The following is a 12,914-nucleotide window of genomic DNA, read 5'->3' on the forward strand; positions in this document are numbered from 1 at the left end:
TGGTACTCGCCCATGATGCCGTTGCCGCCATGCATGTCGCGGGCGGTGCGGGCGATGTCCAGCGCCTTGCCGCAATTGTTGCGCTTGACCAGGCTGATCATCTCCGGCGCCATGGCGCCCTCGTCGAACAGGCGGCCGACCCGAAGCGAGCCCTGCAGCCCCAGCGCGATCTCGGTCTGCATGTCGGCGAGCTTCTTCTGGACAAGCTGGGTCTGGGCCAGCGGGCGGCCGAACTGGGTGCGCTCCATCGTGTAGTCGCGCGCCCGCTTCCAGCAATCCTCGGCAGCCCCCATGGCGCCCCAGGAGATGCCGTAGCGGGCCCGGTTGAGGCAGCCAAAGGGACCGCCGAGCCCCGACACATTCGGCAGCAGCGCGTCTTCGCCGACCTCGACACCGTCCATGACGATCTCGCCGGTGATCGAGGCGCGCAAGGAGAGCTTGCCCTCGATCTTGGGTGCCGACAGGCCCTTCATGCCCTTGTCGAGAATGAAGCCGCGGATCTTGTTGTCATGGGCGGCGGACTTCGCCCAGACGACGAAGACGTCGGCGATGGGCGAATTGGAGATCCACATCTTGGCGCCCGACAGGCGGTAGCCGCCGTCGATCTTCTCGGCCCGCGTGGTCATGCCGCCGGGATCGGAGCCGGCATCGGGCTCGGTCAGGCCGAAACAGCCGACATATTCGCCGGTGGCGAGCTTGGGCAGGTACTTGCGGCGCTGAGCCTCGTCGCCATAGGCGAAGATCGGATACATCACCAGGGAGGACTGGACGCTCATCATCGAGCGATAGCCCGAATCCACCGCCTCGACGGCCCGCGCCACGAGGCCGTAGGAGACATAGGACGCGCCGGCGCAGCCATAATCCTCGGGCAGGGTCAAGCCGAGCAGGCCGAGCTCGCCCATCTCGTTGAAGATCGACCGGTCGGTGGTCTCGTTGCGATAGGCCTCGACGATGCGCGGCCGCAGCTTCTCCTCGGCATAGGACCGGGCGGTCTCGAAGATCAGCCGCTCGTCCTCGGAGAGCTGGTCCTCGAGCCGGAACGGATCGGCCCAGTCGAAACCGGCGGACGGAGACGCAGACGGCGAAGGCGCGGCGGCCGAAGCGTTGGACATGGCGGGATTTCCTCTCGAACGGATGGCGGCCATGCCGGGCATCGGACGGCCGCTGAAAAGGGCGGCGCGCCGAATCTCGATCCCGGATGCGGCCCGCACTCGCGATCCGTTCTATCGCCCGGCGCCGCCGGGGAGCAATGGCATGGGGCGGGGTCAGCGACACTTCGCCGGCCCCACGCAGATCATGCGGTCATCGGCCTTGCGGTCACTTGTCGCCGAGGAGATCGGCGAAGCGGTCCCGCAGGATGTTCTTCTGCACCTTGCCCATGGTGTTGCGCGGCAGTTCGTCGACGAAAACGATGCGCTTGGGCTGCTTGAAGCGGGCGAGCCGTTCGGCCAGCGCGCTCGTCAGTTCGGCCTCGTCGAGCGGACGCTCGGCCACGACGACGCCGACGACGCCCTCGCCGAAATCGGGATGCGGCACGCCGATCACGGCGCTTTCGACGACGCCCGGCAGTTCGTCGAGCGCCAGCTCGACTTCCTTGGGATAGATGTTGAAGCCGCCGGAGATGATCAGGTCCTTGCCGCGGCCGACGATCGTCACATAGCCCTGCGGATCGATCAGGCCGAGGTCGCCGGTGATGAAGAAGCCGTCGGCCCTGAATTCGGCGGCCGTCTTCTCCGGCATCTGCCAGTAGCCGCAGAAGACGTTCGGACCCTTGACCTCGATGACGCCGATCTCGCCATCGGGCAATGGCTTGGCGGTGTCCGCATCGACGATCCGGAGCTCGACGCCGGGAAGCGGGAAGCCGACGGTTCCGGCGCGGCGCTCGCCCTCATAGGGGTTGGACGTCGACATGTTGGTCTCGGTCATGCCGTAGCGCTCGAGAATGCGCTGGCCGGTCCGCTCCTCGAAGGCGCGATGGGTCTCGGCCAGCAGCGGCGCGGAGCCCGAGGTGAACAGCCGCATATGGGCGGTGCGCTCGCGGTTGAGACGCTCGTCGGCGAGAAGACGGGTGTAGAAGGTCGGCACGCCCATCATCGCGGTCGCCTGGGGCAGGTACTTGAACACCTGCTCGACGTCGAATTTCGGCAGGAAGATCATCGTGCCGCCGGCGATCATCGCGGTGTTGGACGCGACGAACAGGCCGTGGGTGTGGAAGATCGGCAGGAGGTGCAGCAGCACATCGTCCGCGGTGAAGCGCCAGTAGTCGCGCAGCACTTCGGCGTTGGACAGGAGATTGTCCTGGGTGAGCATGGCACCCTTGGAGCGACCGGTCGTCCCCGAGGTGTAGAGGATCGCGGCAAGGTCGCTCGGCTGGCGCGCGACCGTGACGAATTCACCCGAGGCCGCATCGGCCTGCGCGTTGAGGCTGCCGGCGTCTGTGGCGCGTGCGCCGAGCGTTTCGAGGCGCGCGCCTGCGCCCTCGGCCGTGGCGGCCAGCCCGTCGCGCTTGGCCGGGTCGCAGACGAAGACGCGCGGCTTGGCGTCGTTGAGGAAGTAGTCGATCTCGGTCGGCGTATAGGCGGTATTGAGCGGCAGGAAGACGCCGCCGGCGCGCACCGTGCCAAGATAGAGCATCAGCGCTTCGATCGACTTGTCGGCCTGCACGGCAACCCGGTCGCCCGGCTCGACGCCCAGCGCCACGAGGGCATTGGCAAAACGCGCCGAGACCGCCTCGACATCGGCATAGGTGAATTCGCGGCCATCGGGCAGGATCGCGAAACACTTGTCCGGCGTCGTGCGTCCCGTGGCGAGGAGGCCGTCGAAGAGCGGGTTTGTCATGCTACGTCCTTCATGGAATCAACTTCGCCGCGCTTGGGCAGCAGCGACGTCACGGCCCGGCTGGCGGCGATGTCGCCATCCGCTGCATAGGCCTCGTGACGCTGCTCGACGCGCGGCAGGTCGTACAGATAATTGACCATCAGCCCGTGGGCCTGGGCGAGGCCACCCGGCGAGACGTCGCCCAGATGCATGATGCGGTTGAGCATCGCGCCATTGCCAAGATGGAAGCGGGCGACCGGATCGACCGGTCCGCCGCGCGGGCGCCGGGCGCGCAGGAAATAGCGGGCGCCGAGCGACAGCAATCCGGGACGGGCGGCTTCCGTCTTCGCCGGATCGCCGGCCCAGCCGGGCTCGCCGACGATCTCGATCGCGCGTTTTTCTGCCGCTTCGAGCCGGTCGATCGTGGCGGGCGGCAGTGCGGCGAGCCAGCCGGCAAAGCCGGGAACCGGCGACAGGGTCACGAAGGTGCGCAGGTTCGGAACTGCGTCCTTCAGGTCCTGCGCCACCTGCTTGATCAGGAAGGAGCCGAAGGACACGCCGGCCAGGCCCTTGTGGCAATTGGAGATCGAATAGAACACCGCGGTCTGCGCGTCCTGCGGCGCCAGGGCCGTGCGCTGCGGGTCGAGCACCGAGGCGATCGACGCCGGGATTTCCGCCGTCAGCGCCACCTCGACGAAGATCAACGGATCGTCCGGGATCGAGGGGTGGAAGAAGGCGAAGCAGCGCCGGTCCGGCGGGGCGAGCCGCTGGCGCAGCTCGTCCCAGTTGCCGATGGCGTGGACCGCCTCGTAGCGGATGATCTTTTCCAGGATGCTGGCCGGGGTGTTCCAGTCGATCGGCCGCAGCAGCAGGAAGCCGCGATTGAACCAGGACTGGAACAGATGGCAGAGATCGGCATCGACCGGGCCGTAGCGCTTGCGGTCGGCCTTGAGCAGCGGCAGCAGGCGCTCGCGCAGCGTGACCAGTTCGGCAGTGCCGCCCGGTGCGAGGTTCAGGCGGCGGAACAGCTCCTGGCGCGGCGCCTCGGCATGGTGCTGGAGCCGCGCCAGCGTCTCGGCGTCGGGCGTGTCGAGGAACGCGGCGGCCGCATCGGTCAGGGCCGCCTGGTCCGGAGTGAACTCATCCGCCAGCATCTGGAAGAAGCGCTCGGCGTCGGCGTCGCTGAGGCCGCGGAAGCCGCGCAGGATCTCGGCCGCAAGGCGTACCCCTGATGCTTCGCCGCGCGAGGAGACCAGCTCGTGGCAGAGCGCCGCCAGCTGGCCGACGCCGATCGTCCGGTTGGCGTTGTCGCCGAGGAACCAGGACCGGGCGCCGATCGAATCGAGAAGGTCGGACAGGAGGGAGACGCGGCTCATAGCTCAGGCCCCATGACGAGTTCGGGCAGGAGGAGGGCGATCTGCGGAAACAGGCACAGCGTGATGATGCCGAGGATCATGCAGACGACGTAGGGCAGGGACCCGCGCAGGATCTGGCCGAGCGTGATGTCGGGCGCGATGCCGTTGATGACATAGAGGTTGAGGCCGACCGGCGGGGTGATCAGGCCGATCTCCATGTTGATCGTCAGAATGACGGCGAACCAGTAGGGGTCGAAGCCGGCACCGGTGATGATTGGCAGCAGGATCGGCGCCGTCATCAGGATGACAGCGACCGGCGGCAGGAAGAAGCCGGCGACCAGCAGGAAGAGGTTGACCACGCCCATCAGCACCCAGCGGTTCACGTCCATGTCGGCGATGAAGGCAGCGATCGACTGGGTGATGAACAGCGAGGACAGGGCAAAGGCGAAGAGCTCGGACGCGCCGATGATCAGCATGATCATCACGCTCTCCTTGAGCGTGTCGCGGAAGATCACCGTCATCTGCGAGAAGCGCCAGGTGCGCGAGATCATGCCGTAGATCACCGCGACGAGGATCAGGCAGAACAGCGCTCCGACACCGGCCGCCTCGGACGGCGTGGCGACGCCGCCATACAGGACGAAGAGCACGGCGACGATGATCGCCAGGAAGGGCAGCACCCGTGGCAGCGCGGCGAAGCGCTCGCGCATGGAGAAGCGCTGCGACAGTTCGGTGAGACCCAGACCCTGCCGCTTGCAGGCATAGATGGTCCAGATCATGAAGAACACGGTCAGCATGATGCCGGGGCCGACACCGGCCAGGAACAGGCGGCCGATCGAGGTTTCTGTGGCTATGCCGTAGACGATCATCGTCACCGAGGGCGGGATCAGGATGCCGAGGGTGCCGCCGGCGGCGATGGAACCGGCCGCGATCTCCGGCGGATAGCCGCGCTGGCGCATCTCGGGGATGCCCATCTTGCCGATCGCCGCGCAGGTGGCGGGCGAGGAGCCGGACAGGGCCGCGAAGATCGAGCAGGCGCCGAGATTGGACAGGACGAGGCCGCCGGGCACCCGGTTGAGCCAGCGATCGAGCGCCTCGTAGAGGTCCTTGCCGGCGGGCGAGGAGGCGACGGCGGCGCCCATCAGGATGAACATCGGGATGGCGACGAGGCCGAAGGACGCCATGCCGCCGAAGAACTGCTCACCGAGGGTTTCGAGGAAGAACGGCCCGTAGACGACGAACAGCGCGCCCATGGAGACGAGGCCGAGGGCGAAGGCGATGGGCGTGCCGATGGCAAGCAGCACCAGCAGGACGCCCAGCATGGCGAAACCGGAGACGGTCGGGCTCATCGATCAGGCTTTCTTGACGGTATCGGAGAACAGGGCGTCCTGATTGGCGAGGTGCGGATCGGCACCATCGAGCCACAGGCGCATCAGTTCGGCGATGTATTGGACGGCGAGCCAGACGGTGCCGACCAGCATGGGCAGGACCGGGATCCAGAGCGGGATGGCCCAGACCGATTCGGTCATCCAGCCATTCGTCCAGCTCTCGTGGAAATGGTACCAGGAGGCGTAGGCGATCAGCCCGACGAAGACGAGCGAGGCAAGCCCCGACAGCGCCTGCAGGATGGCGCGGACCCGCGGCCCAGAGGCGATCTGCAGGATGTCGACATTCACGTGGCCGCGCTCGATGAGCACCCAGGGTGCCCCGAGGAAGGTGGCCGCGACGATGGCGAAGATCGTGAACTCGGTCTGCCAGACGGTGGACTGCACGAGAACGTAGCGCACGAAGACCATGTGCGAGACGGCGAAGATCGCCGCGAGCAGCAACAGGGCACCGATGACGCCGAGAAGGCGCGAGACCGCCGAGACGGCGCGGATGAAGGACCGCATGTCAGATTCCGAGCTTGAGGCCTGGGAAACGGGAGCCGGCCAGGCCGGCCCCCGTTGTCGCATTGGCGGCGTTACGGGCTATTCGACGGCCAGTGCCGCGTCGATCAGCGCCTGACCGTTCGGGACCTTCTCGGCGAACTCCTTGTAGGAGGTCTCCTTGGCGATCGCGAGCCAGGCGTCGTAGTTCTCCTTGGTCATCTCGGTGACCTCGACGCCGTTCTTCTTGTAGACCTCTATCAGTTCGGCATCGAGCTTGGACGCTTCCTCTGCGAAATAGGCCTCGGCCTTCTCGCCGGCGGCCATCAGCGCATCCTGCTGTTCCTTGTTCAGCTTCTCGAAGGAGCGCTTCGACATCAGGATCGGCTCGTACATGAACCACAGGGCGTTCTCGCCCGGTGCGGTCAGGCAGGTCGAAACCTCGTAGATGCGATAGGACACCAGCGAACCGGACGAGGTGTTGGCGCCCTGCAGGACGTTCTGCTGCATACCGGTGTAGATTTCCGAGGACGGCATCGACGAGATCGACGCGCCCGCTCCGACCAGCATCTGCTCGAAGGCCGGTCCAGCGGCGCGCAGGGTCTGGCCCTTGGCGCTTTCCGGGCTGGTGATGCAGGTCTTGGACGACACGAAGCCGCCGGCGAGCCACGCATCCGACAGGACGAGGGCGCCGGCCTCGTCGATCGACTTCTTGATTTCGTCCATGAAGGGCGAATCGTTCAGCCGCTGGGCGCGGTCGTGGTTGCCGACCAGGCCGGGCATGAGCGTCGCGGAATACTCAGGATGACGGCCGGACGCGTAATCCAGCGGGAAGGCTGTGATGTCCACCTGGCCCTTGGTCACGGCGCCCCACTGGTCGCGCGGCTTGAACAGCGAACCGTTCGGGAAGACCTGGACCTTCAGCCCGACATTGGCGGCCTCGACCTCCTTGCCGATCATCTGGACCATCTCGTCGCGCACGTCGCCCTTGCCGCCCGGCCACTGGTGCGAGGCGCGCAAAGTCACGTCCTGCGCCAGGGCGGAAGCTGTCAGGGCAAGGCCACATACGGCCGTCAGCAACATCGTCTTCATGGAATTCTCCTCCCGTTGATTGTTCTGCCGCGCCTCCCGACGCGTTGGGGCAAGCCAATACTCTCTTGCATGCCTTGTCAATTGGATTGTATACGATCTGGATGAGCGTATCGGATGTTCCCGCAGCGACGATCATGCCTCCCGCCGGGGATGGCAAGTCCGCTGCCGTCTCGAAGGGCGGGCTCGCCTCGGCGCGGCCCAAGGCCAGCGAGATCCGCGACGCGCTCGAACAGGAAATCGTCACCAATGCCCGCACGGCGGGCGAGCGCCTCGACGAGCAGGCGATCGCCCGCCGCTTTGCGGTGTCGCGCACCCCGGTCCGGGAGGCGATCAACCAGCTGGCATCGGCCGGGCTGATCGAACAGCTGCCCAATCGCGGCGCCTTCGTGCGGCAGGTCGGCCTCGGCGAACTGGTGGAGATGTTCGAGGTGATGGCCGAGCTCGAGGGCATGGCCGGACGCCTGGCCGCGCGCCGTGCGGCGCCGCAGGCCCTGGCGGCCCTGCAAGCCGCGCTTGTCGCCTGCAGCGCAGCGGCAGCCCAGCAGGATACCGACGCCTATTATTACGAGAACGAGCGGTTCCACCACGCGATCTACGACGCCTGCGGCAATGCCTTCCTCGCGGCCGAGGCGAAGCGGCTGCACATGCGGCTGAAGGCCTATCGCCGCCTGCAGCTGCGCGTGTCGCAGCGCATGAAGCAGTCGCTGCAGGAGCATGAGCGTATCGTCGCTGCGATCGCCGCCGGCGATGGCGAGACGGCCGAGCGGGAACTGCGGGCGCATATCGCCGTCCAGGGCGAGCGCTTCGCCGATCTGGTGGCCAGCGTTGGCGCAGCCGCGCGATAGCCGTCGCGGCGGCTCAGACGACAACCGACCGATCCGGCTCCTTGTGGCAGGCAAGAAAAAGCCCGGCGCGCTGTCGCGGCCGGGCCTGATCGTCGATGAACGAGAAGCGTCGCGGGGACGGTCCTACGAGTTCATTTCCTTCAGCGTGTTGATGTAGTTCTCCGGGAACAGCATGTGGTTGGGCGCCTTGAGGCCCATATGCTCGGCGATGTCGCCGACGAAGGAACTGCAATTGTAGAGCACCGCGTGCCAGACCGGCGAAGAGTCCTGCAGACTGCGGATATAGCCGACGACGTCGCGATACTCTTCCTCGGTCAGGTCGATCCGGTAGTTCGCGGTCATGTAGGCGATCTCGGTGTCGCCGTCGCTGGGGCCGGTCTCGGACGGCACCGGCAGGAAGTGACCGATCGTATAGGGCACGTTGCTGGTCGACGCCGGATGCAGGCCGGCGACCTCGGTCACGCCGGGAATCAGCACGCCCTTCGAATCGGTCGGGACACGGCCGTTCTGGTCCAGCTTGCCGAAGACCACGAAGGTGTGGCCATAGCTCATTGCGTTGCGGGCGCGGAAGTCGATGAAATAGGGCTTGGAGAGCTGCTGCGCGGCGCCGGACTGTCCGGGAGGCGGAGCGAAGGCGGCTGGCGCGACGAGCGCGGCGCTGGAGTTCACCGGTGCACCGGCCGACATGGTATTGGCCGAGTTCGAGGTACAGCCCGTCACGAGGGCGCCGAGAGCCGCGGCGAACGCGATTCGCAGGAATTTCGAAGACATTGTCGGCCTTTCAAGTCGAAGACGGCCAGGGGCCATTCGACGGGGACAAGACATAGAAGCGCCCCCCGATGTCGAGCATCGCGGAACGCGTAGCGTGGACCAGTAATTGGTCGGCGCTTGGAGGGAGCGCCGGAGCGACTCCCTCCAAGAAACCAAGGTCAGCCCTTGGTGACGTAGGTCTGCTCGACGACCATCGGCTCAGCAACCGGTGCCTTGCCCTTGCCCTTGCCGATGCCCTTGCCCATGCAGCCAGCGAAGGATGCGAGGGCGACGACCGCGACCGATGCGATGACGATTTTCTTCATTTTGAACTACCTATCAATGTGACGGTTGGTGCCGCAGCTTGAATATTCCGACGCCTTTTTGCGGCCGGTGCGACAAGAACCTGTTGCGTTTGGGTGGTACGGGCAAGTGCGGAAATGCCACACATCGCAGGCAACGTGACGGAATAGAAGCGTTTGGCTCCGACGTGTGACTGCGGATTATGAAGAACCCTTCATAAGCGCCTGAAACTCCGTGTTCGTCCCTCTGCTCTCTCAATCCGAAAACGGTCCTGTTTGCAAGGGCCGCCAAGGCTCAAGATTCGTTAAATCCTGCAACAGAGTGCTGCATTTACCGCACTGCACCGCGTTGCTCTCCAAGCCGCAGGACGCGACCCCTCAGTTTGCCGCGACATTCGTCGGCGGACCCTGAATCACCGCCCGCGATTCGCGGATTGCGGCGACGTTCTGATCGATGACGGTCGGGCGTTCGGCAGCCGTGAAAGCGAAGCCATCGACCCCCGTCGTCGTGACGATTTCCTCCTGCAGGCGCTCCCGCGTGGTGCCGCAGCTGGCATAGGCGATCTCGGCGAGGGACATCTCGTCCTGCACCTCGATCGACGCCTTCACGGCCTCGTCGTAATTGCAGAAGGCGTCGGCCCGCAGCGCCTGGTCCAGCCGCTCGTCGAGCATGCCGTATTGCTGCTGGATCGCGATTTTGCGGGCGTTGTAATTGTTCAAATAGGTCTTGCGCAGCGCCAGCCGGCACTGGGCATAGACCAGTTCCCCGGGAATGATCAGCAGGCTTCGGCAATGGGCGTCGTCCTGCGGGGCCGAGAGATCGAGCGCGGCCATGTCCATGTCGTCTCCCACGCAACCGGCGAGGAGTACGGCGAGAGCCGCAACAGGAGCGAGGGCGGGAATGCGCATGACCATCTTCGTCTTTCTACGGTTCCGTAGAACCCGGCTGTCTGTCGGATCGGCACCGCGACGTTGGCGCGGCACCATATGATCGCAAGGAAATTAAGGATCTGTTGCCCACGTCTGACGATCGTCTCGCAAGACTGCACGAACCCGGTTCGCACGCTGGACCGGACGGACCGGCGCAACCTGATCGGACGCGAGACGCGCACGAAACGGGTCACGCCGCGGGCGAGAACGTCAGAGGGTTCAATTCCGGCGAAGGTGTGACGCAGGTGGGGCTTTCCGGACGCAGTACGCATGAAAGCTGCCCCTCGGGAGTATAGCGTACAGCGACCCGGTGATGGCGGCAGGCGTGATCGCCTATTCCTGCGCGGTCCCGGCCTCGATTCCGCGGCGTACCTCGTCGCGCAGTTCCTCGGTCATTTCCTTCGCCGCGCAGGTCCGCGTGGGGCTGATGACCTCCTGCTGCGCGAGGTCCTCGCGCGAGATCGGGCAGACCTTGCCGGCGAGTTCCGGCGTCACCGAGATGGTCAGTGGCAGCTCGGAGACCTTGATGCCGAGATCCGTCGCCAGCGCCGTCTTCAGATCCCAGTCGCCGAGCGACACCTCGACGAATTCCGAACCGGGTTCGCCATCGATCGCGGGCGCCTCGGTCTGCGCGGCGGCGGGATATTGCAGTGCGGTCGCCATCGCGCCTGCCAGAAGCAGGGCCAGGGGTGTCGACGCGATCCGGTGATACATTTCGTTGGCTCCAAGACTGCTGCAAGCGGTCGGCCCGCATGCCTGATTTCCCGCAAGCATAGGGTCCGACCGTGACTTTGCCATGGCGGAGGCGTCGCGCTCGGCACGGGAGTTCGCCGCAGGCGCCGCGATAGACATCGGCAATCGCCCGATTTGCCTAGGCGGTCCGACAATATTTCATGGCTGCCATGCCGTTGTGCGTTGCAGCAAAGACGCCTAGCTGTCGGGACAGGGAGGTCCAATTCTTCTTCAGAGGGACCAAAGACATGAAAACTGCAATCGCAACCGCCGCCATCGCCCTGTTCGCATTCGGCGCCGCACAGGCCGAAGAACTGAAGCCGCTGGCCGGCAAGACCATCGATCTCGGCGGCGTCAAGGGCGCGGCCTATTACACGGTCGAGGGCGAAGATTTCCGCGTCGTGACCACGCTGCAGGCCGGCGAGACGGGCAGCCCGCTGCGTTTCGTCTCGACGCTGTCGGACGGTGAGACACTGACCGTTCAGGTTCCGTCCCGCAATGGCGGCACCACCGAGGACCTGATGATCACCCGCACGGGCGACGTCCTCGACGTCTCGCCGAAGGCCGATCTGCGCGCCGCTGCCAGCCTTCGCTGACACCGCCAGACCGTACGACCAGGTTTCAGACGCAACGGCCATGCCGGAGAGATCCCGGCATGGCCGTTGCCGTTCGGGCTCACGGAATGTGGCTCCGGGTGCCGTTGCTGCGCGTGCGGACTTTCCTCGCGGCGAACGAACTGTCAGGTTCGGGTCATGGCGAATATCGATATCAAGCATGACGATGCGCTGATCATCGTCGACGTACAGAACGACTTCTGCCGGGGCGGCGCCCTGGCGGTGCTCGACGGCGACAGCGTCGTGGCGCCGATCAACGCGCTGGCGCCGCATTTTCCGGTCGTCGTCCAGACCCAGGACTGGCACACGCCGGACCACGTCTCCTTTGCGTCCAGCCATCGGCGCAACGCGTTCGAGATGATTACCTTGCCCTATGGGCCGCAGGTGCTGTGGCCCGATCACTGCGTCATGGGCATGAGCGGCGCGGACTTCCATCCGGCCCTGCATGTCCCCAACGTTCAGATGATCGTCCGCAAGGGCTTCCATCCGTCCGTCGACAGCTATTCCGCCTTCGTCGAAGCCGACCACGCCACCCAAACGGGGCTGGCCGGTTATCTGCGCGAGCGCGGCGTCGGCCGGGTCTTCGTGGCGGGCCTGGCAACGGATTTCTGCGTCGCCTGGACGGCGCTGGACGGGCGGCGGGCCGGCTTCGAGGTGGTCGTCGTGGAGGATGCCTGCCGGTCGATCGACCTCGACGGCTCGCTGGCGCGGGCCTGGCGGGACCTTAATGCCGCGGGTGTCGGGCGCTGCCAGTCCGACGAGATTCTCCCCGGTTCGCCGGCGGGCGAGGATGCCGATCGCGCTTCATCAGCCTGACTTGGCATTTGATCGCGCCGCGACTTGCGGTATCGATGGCCACCGTCATCAGCAGGAAGCGTGTTCCGTGAGTCAAACCTCGACCAACGAAGTCTTTCGCAAGATCGCCACCGCGACGATCACTACGATCCTCCTGAAGAAGGGTCTGCGCAATGTCTGGCTGCGCGGCCCGATGCCGATGGAAGACGGCATGGAGCGGATCGTCGGCCGCGCCTTCACGCTGCGCTTCGTGCCGGCGCGCGAGGATCTGGCGACACCGGAATCCTGGTCGTCGCCCAATTCCACCCGTGGTGCCATCGAGGCGATGCCGGACGGCTGCATCGCCGTCGTCGATGCCATGAGCGTCGATGACGCCGGCATCTTCGGCGACATCCTGTGTGCCCGCATGGTCAAGAAGGGCGTCGCTGCCCTCGTCACCGACGGCGTCGTGCGCGATCTCGCCGGCGTGCGCGGCACCGGTCTGCCGGTGTGGTGCGCGGGCGTTGCCGCACCCCCTTCGGTGGCCGGGCTGACCTTCGTCGGCTGGCAGGAGCCGATCGCCTGCGGCGGCGTCGCGGTGTTCCCCGACGATCTGATCGTGGCGGACGACGATGGTGCCGTGGTGATTCCCGCCGCTCTCGTCGACGAGGTGCGCGATGCCTGCGTCGAGCAGGAAGAGCTGGAAGCCTGGATCATGACCGAGGTCGATCGCGGTGTTGCACTGCCGGGCCTCTATCCGCCGAATGTGGAAACCCGCGAGCGCTACGAGAAGAGCCGCGGCCGCTAAGGCTCAGCGCGCCTCGTCAGAACGCAAAAG

14 protein-coding genes are annotated in these 12,914 nt (G+C 65.9%); 4 read left to right on the plus strand and 10 right to left on the minus strand.

Going from position 1 to position 12,914, the window contains the following annotated elements:
- The 6 genes from H536_RS0120935 to dctP form a co-directional block, all read right to left on the minus strand.
- The coding region (locus H536_RS0120935) for an acyl-CoA dehydrogenase family protein (protein ID WP_024352285.1) at positions 1-1,112 on the minus strand (1,112 nt) is incomplete at its 3' end.
- Positions 1,113-1,317: 205 nt separating this feature from the next.
- Positions 1,318-2,838 carry a malonate--CoA ligase gene (locus H536_RS0120940; protein ID WP_024352286.1) on the minus strand — a complete coding sequence of 507 codons (1,521 nt, stop codon included), beginning with the start codon at positions 2,836-2,838 and terminating at the stop codon, positions 1,318-1,320.
- Positions 2,835-4,193: a malonyl-CoA decarboxylase gene (locus tag H536_RS0120945; protein WP_024352287.1), complete on the minus strand. Its 1,359-nt coding sequence runs from the start codon at positions 4,191-4,193 to the stop codon at positions 2,835-2,837. Before H536_RS0120945 ends, H536_RS0120940 begins: the two co-directional genes overlap by 4 nt.
- Positions 4,190-5,518 (minus strand): TRAP transporter large permease, encoded by a 1,329-nt coding sequence (locus H536_RS0120950; RefSeq protein ID WP_009209583.1) that lies wholly within the window; start codon positions 5,516-5,518, stop codon positions 4,190-4,192. The genes H536_RS0120945 and H536_RS0120950 overlap by 4 nt, the downstream gene beginning before the upstream one ends.
- 3 nt (positions 5,519-5,521) lie before the next feature.
- Entirely contained in the window at positions 5,522-6,061 is a 540-nt protein-coding gene (locus H536_RS0120955) for a TRAP transporter small permease subunit (RefSeq protein ID WP_024352288.1), read from the minus strand.
- 78 nt (positions 6,062-6,139) lie between these two features.
- Positions 6,140-7,129 (minus strand): TRAP transporter substrate-binding protein DctP, encoded by a 990-nt coding sequence (gene dctP, locus H536_RS0120960; RefSeq protein ID WP_024352289.1) that lies wholly within the window; start codon positions 7,127-7,129, stop codon positions 6,140-6,142.
- Between the two features lie 101 nt (positions 7,130-7,230).
- On the opposite strand from dctP, the gene H536_RS22890 reads away from it, so the two are divergent.
- The gene (locus tag H536_RS22890; RefSeq protein WP_024352290.1) at positions 7,231-7,974 is read left to right on the plus strand and encodes a GntR family transcriptional regulator; all 744 of its coding nucleotides are present in this window, start codon (positions 7,231-7,233) and stop codon (positions 7,972-7,974) included.
- A 123-nt stretch (positions 7,975-8,097) separates the two neighbouring features.
- Here H536_RS22890 and H536_RS0120970 read toward each other — a convergent pair whose 3' ends face one another.
- The 4 genes from H536_RS0120970 to H536_RS0120985 all read right to left on the minus strand — a co-directional run bounded on the left by H536_RS0120970 (position 8,098) and on the right by H536_RS0120985 (position 10,808).
- Positions 8,098-8,745, minus strand: coding sequence for a hypothetical protein (locus H536_RS0120970; RefSeq protein WP_024352291.1), 648 nt, complete (start codon positions 8,743-8,745; stop codon positions 8,098-8,100).
- A gap of 158 nt (positions 8,746-8,903) precedes the next feature.
- Positions 8,904-9,050 carry an ABC transporter gene (locus H536_RS24630; protein ID WP_085931392.1) on the minus strand — a complete coding sequence of 49 codons (147 nt, stop codon included), beginning with the start codon at positions 9,048-9,050 and terminating at the stop codon, positions 8,904-8,906.
- Between the two features lie 354 nt (positions 9,051-9,404).
- Positions 9,405-9,935 (minus strand): hypothetical protein, encoded by a 531-nt coding sequence (locus H536_RS0120980; protein ID WP_228240968.1) that lies wholly within the window; start codon positions 9,933-9,935, stop codon positions 9,405-9,407.
- A gap of 354 nt (positions 9,936-10,289) precedes the next feature.
- The gene (locus H536_RS0120985) at positions 10,290-10,808 is read right to left on the minus strand and encodes a hypothetical protein (RefSeq protein WP_162142675.1); all 519 of its coding nucleotides are present in this window, start codon (positions 10,806-10,808) and stop codon (positions 10,290-10,292) included.
- A gap of 128 nt (positions 10,809-10,936) precedes the next feature.
- Here H536_RS0120985 and H536_RS0120990 point away from each other — a divergent pair, with 128 nt between their 5' ends.
- From H536_RS0120990 to H536_RS0121000, 3 genes are all read left to right on the plus strand, one after another.
- Positions 10,937-11,284, plus strand: a complete 348-nt coding sequence (locus H536_RS0120990) for a hypothetical protein (RefSeq protein WP_024352294.1) — start codon at positions 10,937-10,939, stop codon at positions 11,282-11,284.
- Between the two features lie 156 nt (positions 11,285-11,440).
- The gene (gene pncA / locus H536_RS0120995; RefSeq protein ID WP_024352295.1) at positions 11,441-12,118 is read left to right on the plus strand and encodes a bifunctional nicotinamidase/pyrazinamidase; all 678 of its coding nucleotides are present in this window, start codon (positions 11,441-11,443) and stop codon (positions 12,116-12,118) included.
- 67 nt (positions 12,119-12,185) lie between these two features.
- Complete coding sequence (locus H536_RS0121000; RefSeq protein WP_024352296.1) at positions 12,186-12,884, plus strand: ribonuclease activity regulator RraA; 699 nt, start codon at positions 12,186-12,188, stop codon at positions 12,882-12,884.
- Positions 12,885-12,914: the final 30 nt, after the last annotated feature.

The organism is Aurantimonas coralicida DSM 14790 (assembly GCF_000421645.1).
Lineage (GTDB): Bacteria > Pseudomonadota > Alphaproteobacteria > Rhizobiales > Rhizobiaceae > Aurantimonas > Aurantimonas coralicida.